We start from the raw sequence: 16,258 nt of genomic DNA on the forward strand, positions 1-16,258 counted from the left end.
ACATTTCTACGCTCGCCGTTTCGAGGCGAAGTACTGACTCACTCGCGTCTCACCGACGCGTTCACGTACGAGCCGTCCGGCCCGACACCGGGCACGTACGCCGCGCTACCCTCGCAGTTCCGCAGGTCCGTGCAGAGTTCGCGGTACGGCGTCATCGTCCGGTACTCCCCGTCGGCCCGCTCGACGGGGAAGCGGACGCGGTACGCGAACCCCGCGCCGTAGCCGCCGTCGACGTGTGCGTCCAGCGCGACGCTGTCAGTGTCGTCCAGCGGAATCGACGCGTTCTCTCCCGCAAACCCGACGCGCCCGTCCGCGACCACGAGTTCGACGTTCGCACTGGACGCATTTTCGGGGGTTAGCGTGACGTACGTCTCCTCGTCGCCCGCCGACAGCGTGACCGTCACGGTCTGCGTCCACGACGGCAGCCCCAGTTCCGTGTCCACGGCCAGCGACTCGCCGCTTGCAACGTGGATTCGCCGGAGGTCGGGATCGACCGGATCGCCGCCGTACGGCGACCAGGACCCCCGATAGACGTAGCGGTAGAGCGCGCGATCGGGGTAGGCGTCGGCGACGGCGAGCGGCCGTTCGTCGAGCGCGTAGACGGTGCGGCCGTCGAAACCCGGGTCGTTGCGCAGCGCCTGGAACGGATGGTTCAGCCAGTCGCCGTACGGGTCCGGGAGGAAGACGACGCTGTTCGCGGGCGGGTGGGGTTCGAACGGCGCGTAGGCGGCCTCGTAGTGGTCCGTGAGTTCGGCGTTGTCCCGCACCTGCTCGGCGGTCGCCGACGCCGCCACGCCGCCGAGCACGGCGCTCGAAACGAGCAGGACAACGAGCGTGGCGACCACGGCGCGATTCGCGGAGAGGCGGCTCGTGGCCGCGTCCCGAACGCGGTCGGCGGCGGCGAGCACGCCCGTGGCGACGAACGCGCTCACGGGCACGAGCAGGTCGAAGTGGTAGTACGGCCCGAGCGTCGTAATCAGGCCGTTCGGGTCCTCGACGTCCCCGAGGACGTTGAAGTTCCCCCAGAAGTAGACGTTCCCGACGACGACGCTGACGGCGACGCCAGCGAGCACGGCCTGCTGCCACGCCCAGCCCCGCCGCTGCGTCACGAGCGCGCCGACGGCCGCCAGCGGCACGCCGAGGACGCCGAACGGCGCCCAGTCGGTGACGAACTGTTCGAGGACGCCGGCGTTCGCGCGCAGCGCGAGCCGGAGCGTGTACTGGATTTCGTGGTTCAGAATCTCGCGGCGGCCGAAGCCGAGGCCGTCCAGCGGCGCGAACGCCTGATACGGAAACACCAGCGGGTCGCCCGTGACGACGGCGTTGTACGCGAGCGCGACGGCGACGCCACAGAGCCCGAGGCCCGCGGTCGCGACGCGCCGCCGGAACAGCGGGGAGACGTGGCGCTTCCGGAGCGGTTCGCGGAGCGTCCAGACGGCGTGGGACACGAACGGCGCGGCGAACAAAACGCCCGTGTAGGGACGCGAGAAGAACGCGAGGCCGACGGCGGCCCCCGTGACGGCTGCCCAGCGGACGCTGCCGGTGCGTTCGGCGCGGAAGTACGCGAGCGCGAACGCGAGGTTGAGCATCGTCGTGGGCGCGTACGGGAGGAAGACGGCGGACTGCACGAGGAACAGCGGCGAGCACAGCAGTACGACAGCGGCGAGCAGCCCCGTGCGGTGGTCGAAGGCCTCGCGGACGACGCCGTAGAGGAGCGCGACGTTGGCGGCGGCGACGGCGGGGAGCGCGTACCGATACGCGCCCACAATTTCGCCGAGCGCGTAGATAACCGGGACGACGGGTGAGTACTTCGAGTAGAGGCCGCGCGGCGAGTCGACGAAGAACCACGGGCGGAACGAGCCCTCGACGGGCGGGTGGAGGAACAGTTTGCCGTCCAGCAGCATCGCGGCCTGCTGGAGGTAGACAGCTTCGTCGTGGTTCGTGGAGTGGTACGGAAAGACGGTGACGGAGAGCGCGTACGCCGCGAGTGCGGCGACGACCGCGAGCGCCGCGGGTGCGAGAAACTGACTGCCGCGGGCGCGAGCGACGAGTCGGCGGATGCGCCCGCCCGTCATCCCTGCTTGGGGTACCACGCCAGCGAGTGGTCGGCGACGAGGTCGACGGTGACGGGTTCGCCGACGGTCATGTCCTCGGCGTGGTTGTGGAGGCAGCGCACGACGTCGCCGTTGTCCAGTTCGACGTGGTAGATGAACGAGGGGCCGGTGTACTGTCGGCGGACGATGGTGCCGTTGGCGTTGGCCTCGTTGTCGGGGACGGCGCGGAGGTCGTCCGGGCGCACAAGCACGTCGACCATCGCGCCCGCGTAGCCGTCGGCGAGCCCCTTCAACAGGGTGCGGTCGTAGCTCCCGATGGACGTGTCGACGGTGTCGCTGCCGACGCGCGCGGAGAGGAACCCCGCCTGCCCGAGGAACGACGCGACGAACCGCGACTCGGGGTGCTCGAACACCGCCTCGGGGTCGCCAATCTGTTCGAGTTGGCCGTCGTTGAGCACCGCGACGCGGTCCGAGATGGAGAGCGCTTCCTCTTGGTCGTGTGTAACGGAGACGGCGGTGACGCCGGCTTCCTTGAGGATGCGCCGGACTTCCTCGCGCATCTCCACGCGCAGGCGGACGTCCAGATTCGAGAACGGCTCGTCGAGCAGCAGGATGTCGGGTTCTGGCGCGAGGCTGCGCGCGAGCGCGACGCGCTGCTGTTGGCCGCCCGAGAGCTGGTCGGGCGAGCGGTCGCCCATCCCGGGCATGTCCACGAGGTCGAGGAGGTCGTCGACGCGGTCGTCGGCGGCGTCGCGGTCGCGGTCGGTGAGCCCGAACGCGACGTTCTCCCGGACCGAGAGGTGCGGGAACAGCGCGAAGTCCTGGAAGACGATGCCGACGCCGCGGGATTCGGCCTCCACGAACGTCGACGGGCCGGCCACCTCGTCGCCGGATAGCGAGATGACGCCCTCGCTGGGGCGTTCGAGGCCAGCGAGCATGCGCAGCGTGGTCGTCTTCCCGCAGCCCGACGGCCCCAGGAGTGTGAGGAGTTCGCCGTCGCGGACGGACAGCGAGAGGTCCGTGACCGCGGTCTCGGTGCCGTAGCGCTTGGTCACGCCGTCGAGTTCGAGGACCGCGTCGGTCGGGCTGTCGGCGTCGGTCGGTCCGTCCGTGTCGGGCTCGACCGCCGCGTTCGTCGTGAGTTCGCTGTCAGCCATTGTATCGTTCCTGTGCGAGGATGACGACCATCGAGAGCGCGGACACGCCCACGAGCACGAGCGCGGGTATCGCGGCCGCGCCGTACGAGCCGGCCCCTCTGACGAGCCAGATGTACGAGACGAGGGTTTCAAAGCCTATCGGACTCAGCATCAGCGTCGCCGGCAGCTCCTTCATCGTCGTGAGAAAGACCAGCGCCGCGCCGGCGGCGACGCCGGGCGCGATGAGCGGCAGCGTCACTTTCCGGAACGCGCCGAACGGCGACCGGCCGAGCGTGCGCGCGGCCTCCGTGAGCTTCGGGTCCACCTGCAGGACCGACGAGCGCACGGTGCCGACTGCTTGCGGGAGGAAGCGCACGACGTACGCGAACACGAGCAGCGGCACGGTCTTGTACAGCGACTGGGCGAACTCCGTGGAGAGGTACAGCAGTGCGAGGCCGACGACGACGCCCGGGACTGCGTAGCCGACGTACGTGAGGCGGTCCGCGAGCGTCGAGAACAGCGACGTCGAGCGCGCGGCGTACCCGGCGACGGGCAGCGCCAGCAGCGAGGCGGCGACGGCGGCGGCGACGGCGACTTTCAGGGAGTTCCACGCGACCGCGGGCTCGAACTCGAAGACCGCGGCGCCGGCCTGCTCGAACCACCACGCGAGCACGCCCAGCGGCACGCCCAGCGAGAGCACGGCGATGCCCGCACAGAACGCCAGCGCGGGCCACTTCCACGCGCCGAGCGTGATTTGGCCGGGCTGGCGCGAGCCCCGGGAGACGTACGACGCGTTGGCGTCGCTGCCGATGCGGGACTCCAGCGCGAGCACGACCGCGACCACTGCGAGCAACTGCAGCGAGAGTAACGCGGGGTAGCCCTCGGGGACGCCGAGGCTGCGCTGGGCGACGTAAATCTGCTGGGTGAACACCTCGTAGCGCATGATGGAGGGCGTCCCGAAGTCCGAGAGCGCGTACAGCGCGGCGAGCAGCGCGCCCGCGGTCACGCCCGGAAGTATCTGGGGGACGGTGACGCGCTCGAACGCCTCCCACCGCGAGTGGTTGAGGGTGCGCGCGGCTTCGACGAGCGTGCCGTCGAAGGAGAGCAGCGCGGCCCGCGTGGTGAGGAAGACGTAGGGGTACGTGAACAGAATCAGCACGAGCGCCGTGCCGTGGAGCCCGTAGATGGCGGGGATGCGTTCGACGCCCAGCGGGGCGAGCGCGTCCGCGAGGTCGCCTTGCGGGCCGAACGCGGAGACGAACGTGAACGCGCCGATGTAGCTCGGGACGACCAGCGGGAGCGCCGCGACGACCGTCCAGGCGCGCCGCCCCGGGAGGTCGGTCTGGACGGTGAGCACGGCCAGCGGCACGCCGACGAGCACGCAGCCCAGCGTCACCCAGACCACGAGCACGAAGCTGTTGACGAGCACGTCGAGGCTGCCGGTCTCCGTGAGGAGGCCGACGAGGTGGCCGAGCCCGTAGTTCGACGCGCGGACGAGCAGGCCGACCAGCGGCAGGGAGACGAACGCCGCGACGGCGCCGGCCAGCACTGCGAGCGAGAGCCCCGGCTCGTCGTCGCCGTCGACGGCGTCGCGGAGGCGTGCGAGGCGCTCGCGGGCTGCCATCTACGAGAGGATGCCGACGTCCTCGAGGAGTTGGATGGTTGGCTGGACGTCCGACAGCGCCTGGAGGTCCAGGTCCGGCGGCGAGAGCTCCTCGATGGTGGGGAGCGGGCCGACCGGCTCGACGCCCTCGATCATCGGGAAGGCGAAGCCGCGGGTGGCGAGGAACTCCTGGGCTTCCGCGGAGAGCAGGTGGCGGACGAACAGGTCCGCGAGTTCGGGGTCGGCAGCGCCGTCGAGGACGCTCGCGCCGGCGGTGTTGACGAGCGCGCTGGCGTCGTTCTCGGTGAACGCCAGGTCGAGGGGGGCGTCGGGAGTGTTGGCGAACACGAGCATGGGGTAGTAGTGGTTCGTCAATCCGAGGCCGACCTCGCCGTTCGTGATGCCCTGCGAGACGGTGGCGTACTCGCTGTCGTAGCGCGCGGGGTTCTGGTCGAGCATGTTGTTCAGCCACTCGCGGGTGCCGTCCTCCCCGCGGAGCTGGCGCATCGCGGTGACGAACCCGTGGAACGCGCCGTACGTGGGAGCCCACCCGATGGTGTCGGTGAAGCGGTCCTCGGTCGCAATCGCGTCGACGCTGGCGGGAATCTCGGACGCGCTGAACTGGTTCGTGTTGTAGGGAATCGCGCGCGACCGGCCGGCGACGCCGGCCCACTGGTCGGTCACGAACCGGTCGTCGGCGACCATCGAGGTGGCGTCGCTGGAGAGGTCGAGGGTGGCGCTGTTGTCCGCGACGTACGCCAGCGAGCCGGCGTCGACCGACCAGAAGACGTCGGCCTGCGTGGTGTTGCTCTCGTACTCGTCGACGATGACGTTCGCGAGCTGCGAGGACGGCTGCGTCTGGGCGGACGCCTCGAAGCCGTCGTAGTACTGGTTGAGGAGGTCGATGAGCGTGGTGTAGCGGCCGCCCTCGCCGCCGCCGAGGTAGATGGAGAGTTCGCCGTCGAGGTCGGGGAGGTCCTCGATGGAGGTGCCGCCGGGCGCGGGCCGGCCGGAGACGAGTTCGCCGGAGCCACGGAAGTCCGCGAGCGTCGGCTGGTCGCCGTCACCGCCGCTGCCGCTCCCGCCGTCGCCGAGGATGCCCGTACAGCCCGCGAGTGCGGTCGTCGAAGCTACACCCGCCGCCGCGAGGAAGCGCCGGCGCGTCTGGCTGTGTCGCTCACTCATGTGTTGGATTAGGCCGGCCTAAAACTCTTATAACTACCGGTTCCGGTGCCCGCGGCCGGGTCAGTCGTCGGCGGGCGCAGGCGCGCGCTGGTCCGCCAGCGCCGCACAGCAGTCCACCCAGTCCAGCAGGTACTCCCCGCACTCCACGAGGAACGCGCCGTTGTTGTACTCCTCGTAGTCGCCCTCCACGAGGCGCTCGCCGACTGCACGCGCAACAGCCTCGTAGGAGTCCTCCTCGGGCTCGACGGCCGCGACCTCCGTCCAGAAGTGCTCGTTGAGTTCGAGGCCCGCGACCTCGTTGGCGAGGTCGTCGAACGTCGACCGCGGAGCCTTGTTGTGCTTGCACAGCGGCGCGCCGTTGTAGAGTTCGCCGCCCACCACGTCGGCCGCACGCTTCAGGAGTACGCCGCTCCAGATGTCGTCGAAGCGCCCGACTTCCCACGCGTTGTCGTCCATCGGGAACTGGTAGAACGCGGGCACGACCTCGCGGCGGAACGCGAGGTTCATCGAGCACACCGTGAGATAGTCGCCCTCCGCCGCGACGAAGTCGCGGTCGAAGTCCTCGAAGCCCGTGCGCGTCTGCGCCTGGCCCTGCAGGTCGCCGTCCATCAGGATGCGCACCGCGTCGAGGTCCGGGACGTTCGTCCAGAGGCCCTGCGAGGCGACCACGTGGTCCGTCTCGGTCGTGTCCGTCTCGACGTCCTCGTCCATCGCGGAGTAGGGGTAGCCGCGCGGGTAGAGGTCGGAGTCGGACTGGTAGAGGACGTTCACCCAGTGCTCGTCCGAGGACACTTCCTCGACACTCCCCTCGTGGGCGAGGTTGTCGAGGTGCGTGCCGAAGAAGTCCCACTCGTCGTGGGGGAGCGTGTCGTCGTCGATGAACACGCCGTACTCGAAGTCGTTCGCCCAGAGGTAGAGCAGGCCGAACGACGTCTGGGCGTGGCTGGCAGCGGGAATCAGGTGGCTGTACTGTTCGAGGCCCTGCTCGTCGAACCACGCCTCGCGGTCGCTGCCGTCGAAGACAGCGCCGGCGACGCCCTCCTCGTCGAGCATCTCGCGCATCCCCTCGGTGTCACAGAACTCCTCGGTGACGAGGACGACGAACAGGCGGTCCAGGTCGAAGCCGTGGTCGCGGGCGTTCCGGAAGTACTCGCGCATGCACTCGTACTCCCGAATCGTCGGCACGACCACGCAGACGTCTCGGGTCATCCGTTGGAGGCGTCTATTTAGGCCACCCTAAAGTACGTGTCGATGTTTAGGCCGTCCTAAATACTCAGGTGAGGCCGGCGACCGACTGCTGGAGGCGCACCGTCGGCGGCACCAGCAGGCCGCCCAGCAACACCAGAAACACGTGGAACACGCCGTCGGCGACCGCAGCGGGCGCGAGCAGCGCCAACGCTTCGGCGGCCGCCACGCCGGTCGCGCACACCAACACGAGCAGCAGGTGGCGGCGCAGGCTGTCCAGCGCGGTGCCGTGCGCCAGCGTCTCCAGGCGCTCGCTGAACACGACGCCGTACGCCGCGAACCCGAGCGCGCCCAGCGCCTTCACGCCGGCCGCTATCGCGGGCTGGTCGATGAGCAACACGACCAGCCACTCCGCGGCGATGACGACGACGAACCCGAATTCGAGCCGTCTGACCCGGTCGAGCGAAACCGCGCGCTCCTCGGGCGACGGCGCGAGCGCGCTGTTGAAGTACACCTCCCGCAGCGCGAACGTCAAAAACGCGATGGCCACGAGCAGCGAGACGTCCGCGAACGCGCGCACCACGCTCGCGTCCCGCACCGTCAACACGAGCCCGAGCACGCCGAAGGCCGCGAACGCCAGCCCGAGGTACGTGAGGTACCCCCAGAAGTCGTCGTACCCCTCCAGTCGGTCGAACGCGTAGTTCTGGACCGCGTAGTACGTGAACGCCAGCCCGGCGACGAGGACGATACCGTAGGCCGCGAACGCGACCGCCGACAGCGTCTCCGCGGCGGTCATCCGCCCACCCCGTCGAGGTCGGCGGCGAAGTCGTCGAGCGCGCGCTGGAAGTCCAGCAGGGTGGCGAACCGCGCGCGCTTCTCCGGGGCCAACGCCCGCGCGAACAGGTCGTCGGCGCTCGCCGGAAGCGCCGGATTCTGTTCGGACGCCGGAATTCGTCCCTCGTCGTCGCCCGGCGGTTCACCCGTCAGCAGGAAGTACGTCAGCGCGCCCAGCCCGTAGACGTCCGTCGCCTGGTCGAAGCGGCCGTACGTCTCCGGGTTGTGGTGCTCGGGGGCCGCGAACGCGGCCGGAACCGGCGGCGTGCGGCGCGCGCTGGCGGCGTGCGCGAACCCCCAGTCGCCGAGCAGCGGCGCGTCCCACGTCCGCGCGCCCGTCTCCACGAACCGCACCGCGCCCGAGCGGATGCCGCCGTGGACGACGCCCCGCGAGTGGGCGTGACTGACCGCGCGCGTGAGGACGCTGGCGTCCCAGACGGCCTCCGCTAGCGTCACCGGCGCGCCGCGGCCGTCGAGCGTGTCGCCGTCGTCGTAGCGCGTCGCCAGCCAGCGCGCGCCATAGCCGAGCACGGCGACCACGTGGTCGTGATCGTCGACGCCCGCCCACTGCTCGACGGCGTCAGCGAACGCCGACGCGACCGCGCTCTCGTCGGCGTGCAGCCGCCGGACCGTCGCCAGCCCGTGTTCGAGCACGTCCTCGTCGACGTCCGCGCGGTAGTCGGTCGTCAGCACGCCCTCGCGGAGTTTCAGGTTCGGCGAGACGGCCTCGGCGTCGAGTGTCACGTCCGGCGGGTCCGGAATCTCCGCAGGCGGCCCCGCGTCGGCCTCGTCAGTCTCGGTCTCCTCGCCGCGGACCGGCGCGTTCTGCCCGAACGAGACGTGAACCGGCCGCGAACGGTCGTCGTCGGCGTTCACCGTGACCACGGAGACGCCGTCGGGGAACAGGTCCGCGTACGCCGGGTGCGAGCGCACGACCATCGGGTAGCCCGCGTCCTCCGCGCGCTCCGCGATGGCGGCCGTCACCTCGGCGACCGCCTGCTTCGCGTACCGCTGGACGAGCGCGTCCTCGGACTGCGTGAGCGGCGCAATCGCCGACAGGCCCGTCGAGGCCCGGGCGGGGTAGGACTTCGTGACGCCCGCGAGCGCGACCACGCCGTTCTGCCGGACGAGCGGGTCGTCGGCCCGCGTCAGCGAGACGAGGTCGGAGAACTGCACGGAGAGCGCGTCGGGCTGGCGCTCGGCGAGTTCCGCGAGCACCCACGTCGCGCCCCGCCGCACCCACACGTCGTCGTCACGGATCGCGTCGCGGACGTCGTCGAGGACGGCGCGGACCTCGGTCGGCTCGGTGGTGACGGCCTCCACGAGCCGCCACGCGGCACCCGCGCGCTCGTCGGCGTCGTCGCTGTGGAGGCGCTCGGCGAGCTCCTCGACGCCGTCGGCGTCCACGGACTGCCGGAGCGCGGCAACCCGTTCCTCGTCGACCGGGCCGTCTGTGTGACGTTCCATGCGCGTTGCTATCGAGCCAACTTCGCCGGCACCCGCATTGAACCTTCGGCTTTCCCCGGTGGTTTTGCTGCCCCGGCACCTCTCGCCCGGTATGGGAGACATCTGGGACCGGGCGACGCTCGCCGAGACGCCCGCCCGCGAGACGGCGCTGGCGTGCGTCGAGGCCGGCATCGACGCTGCACACCCCGCTCGCGTCGTGGCCGACGAAATCGCGGTCGACAGAGAGACGCTCCGCGTCGCGGACGCGACCTACGACCTCGCCGGCCACGACCGCGTCGTCGTGCTCGGCGGCGGGAATGCGGCCGCACACGTCGCTCGCGTGCTCGCCGACGCGCTCGGTGACCGACTCGACGGCGGGTGCGTGGTGACCGACGACCCTATCGACGTGCCAGGCGTGGCCGTGCTCCCGAGCGACCACCCCGTGCCTTCGGAGCGCGGCGTCGCCTCCACCAAGGAACTGCTCGACGCCGCCCGCGGCTGCGACGCCGACACGCTCGTGCTCGCGGTGATAACCGGGGGCGGCAGCGCGGTGCTGCCCGCGCCCGCAGACGGACTCTCCCTATCTGACTTGCAGGCCACGACGGAGGCGCTGTTGCGCTCGGGCGCGCCGATTCACGACGTGAACGCCGTCCGCAAACACTGCTCGGCGCTGAAGGGCGGCCAGCTCGCGCGAGCGCTCGCGCCGGCGACCGTCGTGACGCTCGTGTTCAGCGATGTCGTCGGCAACGACCTTGACGTCGTCGCCAGCGGACCCACAGTCTCGGACACCTCGACGTACGGCGACGCCCTGGCCGTCCTCGACGACTACGCGGTCGACGTTCCCGCCGCAGTCCGCGACCGCCTCGAACGCGGCGCGCGTGGCGATCTCCCGGAGACACCTAGTGAGGACGACCCGGCATTCGAGGACGTCGACACGCACGTGCTCGCGGACGGCTCTACTGCGCTCGCCGCGGCCAGCGACGCCGCCCGCGAGCGCGGCTACGAGACCCTGATTCTGTCCTCGTGTATCGAGGGCGAAGCCCGCGAGGTCGGTGGAGTCCACGCCGCGATTGGAACGGACGCCGCGAACACGGGCAACCCGGTCGACCCGCCCGCCGTCGTGCTCTCGGGCGGCGAACTCACGGTGACCGTCGAGGGCGACGGCGACGGCGGCCCGAATCAGGAATGCGCGCTCGCCGCCACCCATCGGCTCCCCGACGGCGCGGCGTTCGCGTGCGTGGACACGGACGGCATCGACGGCGCGAGCGAGCACGCCGGCGCGCTCGTCGACAGCGAGACGGTCGACGACCTGGCCGACGCCCGCGCGGCGCTCCACGAAAACGACGCCGGCGGCTTCCTCGCCGACCAGAACGCGCTGCTCCGTACTGGTCCGACTGGAACGAACGTCAACGACCTGCGCGTGCTCGTCGTCGAGAACTGAGCGCCTACCTGAATCAAGGAGGGTCCCGGCCTTTGGCCGGGCGTGAATCCGACACCCCACGCCACTACCCACGTTCGACGCTCATTCCGGGGTATCTTCTCTGACTTTCTTCTCGCCTTCGAGGAGTAACCCTTTCCACGTCAATCCACGGTGCTTCTTCAATTCCTTCAACCGCTTGTACTGTTCTTCGTCATCGAACTCGATTCGGACTGCAACCATATAGTAGCACACAGAACACATATTTATGTGTGTTCGGGTGCAACCAGTAGTTGATGAAGCGATCCAACACGTTCGATGTGGTGCCTCAGTCCGAGGAGGACGAGGAGTTGCTTCGACGCCTGTTGGACGCTTCTGCCGCTCTCTGGAACGAAATCAACTACGAGCGCCGCGAGAACTACGCCGACCCCGACGGAGACGTGTGGGACATCAGCGAGTATCGTGGGCGCTATGGCGGGACGGTCGGTGCTTCGACGGTTCAGCAAATCGAACGTAAGAACCGCGAAGCATGGAAGTCGTTCTTCGCGCTCAAGGAGAAGGGCGAAGCTAACGGCAAGCCCGGATTCTGGGGGAACTCGGAAGATGGACGCGAACTCCGGGCGTACATACGCAACACGTCGTACTCCGTTGAGTGGGGTGAATACTCCCGGCTCGAAATTCTCGTCGGCCAAGACCTAAAAGACGAGTACGGGCTTGGATACCGCGAACGCCTCCGGCTTGAAGTTCGGGGCAATCCCAATTGGAAGGAGTACGAGAAGCAGGGTCGGTTGGAGTTGTTCTACGACGAGCAAGCACAAACGTTCAGGGCCTTTCAGCCAGTCACCGTTGATGATTCTCGACTGGCACACCCACTGGCTTCGGAAGAAGCCGCTCTGGACATCGGTGCGAACAACCTCGTCGCCTGCACAACCACAACCGGCACCCAACTCCTGTACGAAGGACGCGACTTGTTCGAGCGGTTCCGCGAGACGACGCGAGAAATCGCGCTACTCCAATCACTCTTGGAGGAAGGTCGGTACAGTAGTCACCGTATCCGACGCCTGTACGACCGACGCACCAAGCGGCGTGACCACGCCCAAGACGCGCTCGCCCGTGACCTCATCGAACGGCTGTACGACGAAGGCGTTTCGACAGTGTACGTAGGGGCGTTGACGGACGTACTTGAAACGCACTGGTCGGTGGAGACGAACGCGAAGACGCACAACTTCTGGGCGTTCCGAGCGTTCATAAACCGGCTGGCGTGTACTGCCGAAGAATACGGTATCTCAGTGGAAGTACGGTCTGAGGCGTGGACGAGTCAGGAGTGTCCGAACTGTGGTTCGATAGAAGATACGACGCGTCACCGCGACACGCTGACGTGCCCATGTGGATTCGAGGGTCACGCTGACCTCGTGGCCTCAGAGACGTTCTTGAGACGGCAGACAACGGTAACACGGTCGATGGCACGGCCTGTATGCCTCAAGTGGGACGACCATCACTGGTCAGAGTTACCACGCTCAGTTCCCAACGAGGAGCATACGAACCCGCAAGTTGCCTCCGTGGGCCGGTAAGCGATACCCCCAGCGCGAGGAAACCCCGGCGTTCACGCCGGGGAGGATGTCATAGCCAGCGGGAGAACACGGACTCGTCCGTGTCCCGGTGGACGGTTAGGACCGGGCCGGACTCGCCGTCCTGTTCGACTTCGTCGGTCGTCGACCCGAAGAGGAACCGCCTGAGCCGCCCCTTCTCGGGCGCGCCGAGCACCGTCACGTCGTGGTAGCCGGCGTGCTCGATGATTTCGTCCGCGGGCTCGGCGGCCTCGACGACGTGGTGGTCGACTTCGACGTCGTCGCCCAGCCGGTGCTCGTAGGCGTCCAGCAGCGCGTCAACGTCCCCTCGCTCCGACTCGCTCGCGTCCTCGCCGACGACGTGGAAGAGTTCGATCCAGCAGCCGGAGGCGCGCGCAATCGCCTCCGCGATGCGCGTCGCCAGCCCCGAGTGTGGCCCCTTCGCTACCGGCACGAGGATGCTGGACGGCGACTCGAAGGTGTCCATGCGCGTCCCGACGACGTTGTGACACCGCGACGCGACCGTCTGCTCGTCGCGGCCCCGCGAGAAGAAGCCCTGTTCCTCGCGGTCGACGACCGTCGCCGTTATCGAGTGCGAGTCGACGAACGCGTCGAGGACCCCGTTCGAGAACTCGTCCTCGAACTGCGCGACGGGGACGTCGAACTCCTCGCGGACCGCCAACTCCAGTTCCGCCTCGTCGCGCAGTTCGTTCGCGTCCGCCAGCCCGCCCGCCTCGGTCGCGTGCAGGATGTACAGTTCGCCGTCGCTCCCGAACGTGATGCTCGCGCCGAGGAGGCTCGTCTCCGTCCGGTTCGCGGCTTCGCAGAACGGCACGAGGATGCGCTGCTCGTCGGCCGGCCAGTCGACGCCCTCGTGGTCGAGGACTTGCGGCCACGGTCGGTCGCCGGAGTTGATGCTCATGGGGGCTGTTCGGCCGACGAAGTGATAAATTACCGCCGTCGTCGCCACGGTTCTGAGACGTTGTGTAAATTTTGTTCGTCCAGATTATTCTATAATATCGGAACAGAGGGACAGCAGTTCGAGCGTAGTTCAAACGTATATATTGTAATAGTGGAATTTAGTTTTCGAGCGGGAAGAAACATACGTGTGGATGTGGAACGGGGGGACGATGGAAGGCAACGACTCGAACCCCCTCGAACCCCGCGAGGACGCCGGTCGGTTCCGCTACCTCTTCGAGCACGTGCAGGACGCCGTCGTGGAGTTCGAACTGGACGACGAGGAGCCCATCGTCGCGACGGTCAACCACTCGTTCTGTGAGATGTTCGGCGTGGACCGCGGGGAAGTCGTGGGTGCGTCGCTGAACGACCTCATCGTCCCGAGCGAGCGGGTGACCGAGAGCAACCGCTTCGACCAGCGCACCGCCGCGGGCAAGTCGAACTACGCCATCGTCGACCGGCGCACCGAGGACGGCCTGAAGACGCTGCTCTACCGGGGCATCCCCTCCGACGGCGGCGACGGCGGGTTCGCGCTGTACACCGACCTCACCGACGAGATTCGCCAGGAGCGCGAATTGTCGGTGCTCAATCGCGTGCTCCGGTACAACCTCTCCGAGGAAGTCGACGCCTTGCTCGATCACGCCGAGGCCCTCGCCGCGTCGGTCGAGGACCCCGAACTGGTCGACACCGCGCGAGGAATCCGGGAGCGCGCGCTCGCACTCGACCGCACCAGCGAGGAAGCGAGGGATATCGAGCGCGTGTTGGACGCGGACCCGGACCTGGAGCCGACCGACCTCGGCCACGTGGTGCAGTCGGCGCTCGACGACGTGCCCTTGGTCGACTACGCGGACGTGACCGTCGACGTCGAGGACGCGCCGCGAGTCATGTCCGGGGGCCACCTCGACCGTGCGGTCGCCGCACTCGTCGACAACGCGATTCGCTACACCGACGACGAGACGCCCAGCGTCCAGGTTACCGCGCGCCGGACGGACGGCGAAGTCGCGCTGACGGTGAGCGATGACGGGCCTGGCCTCCCGGACAAGGAGCGGCGGCTCCTCACCGGCGACATCGACCTGACGCCGCTCGACCACGGGAGCGGGCTCGGCCTGTGGCTGGTTCGGTGGATTGCGACCGCCTACGACGGCGCTGTCACGTACGAAGAGCGTGCGAGCGGCGGGAGCGACGTCACGCTCGAACTCCGCGTCGCGTCGGAGCGCTAAACGACGGTGGGAGTGGGATGAGACGTATTCGAGGACGAGAATTCGGACAGACCACCGTGCAGCGGCGACATTTCTTGTCCGGTCGCGTGTCGGCGCGAACGTGAAAGCGTAAAGACCCCGCTCCGAGACGGTGGGGGTATGGACCGCGTAGCAATCATCGGTGCGTCGATGACGACGTTCGGCGACCGCGACGCGTGGGTGCGGGAGTTGCTGGCGGAGGCCGGCGACGCCGCCCTGCGGGACGCGGGCGTGGACGGCGACGACCTCGACCACCTCTACGTCTCGAACATGGCCAGCGGCGAGTTCGAGGGACAGACCGGCGTCCCGAACGCGCTCGCCCACGACCTCGGCGCGCTCGGCGCGTACACCCAGCGCGTCGACCAGACGAGCGCCTCCGGCGGCGCGGGCATCTACGCCGCGTGGCAGTCCGTCGCCTCCGGCGCGAGCGACATGACGCTGCTCGTCGGCGGCGAGAAGATGACCCACAAGACCACGGGCGAGGCGACGGACGTCATCGCCAGCCTCACCCACCCCGTGGAGTACAAGCACGGCGTCACGCTCCCGAGTTTCGCGGGCCTCACCGCGCGCAAGTACCTCGACGAGTACGACGCGCCCCGCGAGAGCCTCGGCAAGGTCGCCGTGAAGAACCACCGCAACGGCGTGGACAACCCCCACGCGCAGTTCCGCAAGGAAGTCGACCTGGAGACGGTGCTGGACTCGCCAATCGTCGCGGACCCGCTGCGGCTGTACGACTTCTGCCCCATCACGGACGGCAGTTCCGCGCTGCTGTTCTGTCCGGAGTCCGTCGCCGAGGAGTACGCCGACGACTACGTCGTCGTCTCCGGCATCGGCGGCGCGACCGACACCCACGTCGTCCACGAGCGCGAGGACCCGACGACCATGCAGGGCGTCGTGGAGTCCTCCGAAATCGCCTACGAGATGGCCGACTGCGGCCCCGAGGACGTCGACTTCGCGGAGCTCCACGACATGTTCACGATTCTGGAGTTCCTCCAGAGTGAGGACCTCGGCTTCTTCGAGAAGGGCGAGGGCTGGAAGGCCGTCGAGGAGGGCGTCACCGACCGCGACGGCGACCTCCCCATCAACACGTCCGGGGGCCTCAAGTCGAAGGGCCACCCGCTCGGCGCGAGCGGCGTCGCACAGGCGTACGAACTCTACGTGCAGTTGCTCGGCGACGCGGGCGACCGACAGGTCGAGGGCGACGTCGGCCTCGCCTGCAACGTCGGCGGCTTCGGCAACTGCGTGACCACCACCATCCTCGAACAGCCATGAGCTTCGACGCACACCGCTGCCCGAACGGCCACGTCACGTACCCCGGACACACGCGCTGCCCGGAGTGCGGGGAGGAACAGACCGGGACCATCGACCTCGCCGAACGCACCGGCACGGTCGTCACGTGGACGACCGCCACGGCGACGCCGCCGGGCGTCCGCGAGCCCAACCACCTCGCAATCGTCGAGTTCGAGGTGGAGGGCGAGAGCGTGCGCGCGCTCGGTCAGCTCACGACCGCCGACGGCGTCGAAATCGGCGACGACGTCGAACCGGTGTACGCAGAAGAGCTACGCGACCCCGAGGCGGGCATCCGCGAGCCCGACAGCCACGAGTGGGACGGCTACCGGTTCGAACCGGTTTAGT

14 protein-coding genes are annotated in these 16,258 nt (G+C 68.7%); 5 read left to right on the forward strand and 9 right to left on the reverse strand.

The window, feature by feature from the left end; translation table 11 throughout:
* Positions 1-38 precede the first annotated feature (38 nt).
* The 7 genes from LT974_RS05345 to LT974_RS05375 all read right to left on the reverse strand — a co-directional run bounded on the left by LT974_RS05345 (position 39) and on the right by LT974_RS05375 (position 9,464).
* Positions 39-2,075 carry a DUF7846 domain-containing protein gene (locus tag LT974_RS05345; RefSeq protein ID WP_232590222.1) on the reverse strand — a complete coding sequence of 679 codons (2,037 nt, stop codon included), beginning with the start codon at positions 2,073-2,075 and terminating at the stop codon, positions 39-41.
* Positions 2,072-3,211 carry an ABC transporter ATP-binding protein gene (locus LT974_RS05350; RefSeq protein ID WP_232589659.1) on the reverse strand — a complete coding sequence of 380 codons (1,140 nt, stop codon included), beginning with the start codon at positions 3,209-3,211 and terminating at the stop codon, positions 2,072-2,074. Before LT974_RS05350 ends, LT974_RS05345 begins: the two co-directional genes overlap by 4 nt.
* The gene (locus LT974_RS05355; RefSeq protein ID WP_232589660.1) at positions 3,204-4,814 is read right to left on the reverse strand and encodes an ABC transporter permease; all 1,611 of its coding nucleotides are present in this window, start codon (positions 4,812-4,814) and stop codon (positions 3,204-3,206) included. Before LT974_RS05355 ends, LT974_RS05350 begins: the two co-directional genes overlap by 8 nt.
* Positions 4,815-5,978, reverse strand: a complete 1,164-nt coding sequence (locus tag LT974_RS05360; RefSeq protein WP_232589661.1) for an extracellular solute-binding protein — start codon at positions 5,976-5,978, stop codon at positions 4,815-4,817.
* A gap of 60 nt (positions 5,979-6,038) precedes the next feature.
* A complete protein-coding gene (locus tag LT974_RS05365; protein WP_232589662.1) occupies positions 6,039-7,187 on the reverse strand; it encodes an alpha-1 4-glucan-protein synthase in 1,149 nt (382 codons plus the stop codon).
* A gap of 64 nt (positions 7,188-7,251) precedes the next feature.
* A complete protein-coding gene (locus LT974_RS05370; RefSeq protein ID WP_232589663.1) occupies positions 7,252-7,959 on the reverse strand; it encodes a hypothetical protein in 708 nt (235 codons plus the stop codon).
* Positions 7,956-9,464, reverse strand: a complete 1,509-nt coding sequence (locus tag LT974_RS05375; RefSeq protein WP_232589665.1) for a protein kinase family protein — start codon at positions 9,462-9,464, stop codon at positions 7,956-7,958. The genes LT974_RS05370 and LT974_RS05375 overlap by 4 nt, the downstream gene beginning before the upstream one ends.
* 91 nt (positions 9,465-9,555) lie before the next feature.
* Here LT974_RS05375 and LT974_RS05380 point away from each other — a divergent pair, with 91 nt between their 5' ends.
* Positions 9,556-10,884, forward strand: coding sequence for a glycerate kinase type-2 family protein (locus LT974_RS05380; protein WP_232589666.1), 1,329 nt, complete (start codon positions 9,556-9,558; stop codon positions 10,882-10,884).
* Positions 10,885-10,965: 81 nt separating this feature from the next.
* Here the strand turns inward: LT974_RS05380 and LT974_RS05385 are convergent, their stop codons facing one another.
* A complete protein-coding gene (locus LT974_RS05385; RefSeq protein WP_232589667.1) occupies positions 10,966-11,103 on the reverse strand; it encodes a hypothetical protein in 138 nt (45 codons plus the stop codon).
* A 53-nt stretch (positions 11,104-11,156) separates the two neighbouring features.
* Between LT974_RS05385 and LT974_RS05390 the strand changes: the two genes are divergently transcribed.
* Positions 11,157-12,431, forward strand: a complete 1,275-nt coding sequence (locus LT974_RS05390) for an RNA-guided endonuclease InsQ/TnpB family protein (protein ID WP_232589668.1) — start codon at positions 11,157-11,159, stop codon at positions 12,429-12,431.
* A 49-nt stretch (positions 12,432-12,480) separates the two neighbouring features.
* Here the strand turns inward: LT974_RS05390 and LT974_RS05395 are convergent, their stop codons facing one another.
* On the reverse strand, positions 12,481-13,350 hold the full coding sequence (locus tag LT974_RS05395) for a universal stress protein (protein ID WP_232589669.1): 870 nt from the start codon (positions 13,348-13,350) through the stop codon (positions 12,481-12,483).
* 208 nt (positions 13,351-13,558) lie between these two features.
* On the opposite strand from LT974_RS05395, the gene LT974_RS05400 reads away from it, so the two are divergent.
* From LT974_RS05400 to LT974_RS05410, 3 genes are all read left to right on the forward strand, one after another.
* Positions 13,559-14,605, forward strand: coding sequence for a sensor histidine kinase (locus tag LT974_RS05400; RefSeq protein WP_232589670.1), 1,047 nt, complete (start codon positions 13,559-13,561; stop codon positions 14,603-14,605).
* A 138-nt stretch (positions 14,606-14,743) separates the two neighbouring features.
* Entirely contained in the window at positions 14,744-15,895 is a 1,152-nt protein-coding gene (locus LT974_RS05405) for a thiolase family protein (protein ID WP_232589671.1), read from the forward strand.
* On the forward strand, positions 15,892-16,257 hold the full coding sequence (locus LT974_RS05410; RefSeq protein WP_232589672.1) for an OB-fold domain-containing protein: 366 nt from the start codon (positions 15,892-15,894) through the stop codon (positions 16,255-16,257). Before LT974_RS05405 ends, LT974_RS05410 begins: the two co-directional genes overlap by 4 nt.
* Position 16,258: the final 1 nt, after the last annotated feature.

The organism is Halobacterium noricense, from assembly GCF_021233435.1.
Taxonomy (GTDB): domain Archaea; phylum Halobacteriota; class Halobacteria; order Halobacteriales; family Halobacteriaceae; genus Halobacterium; species Halobacterium noricense.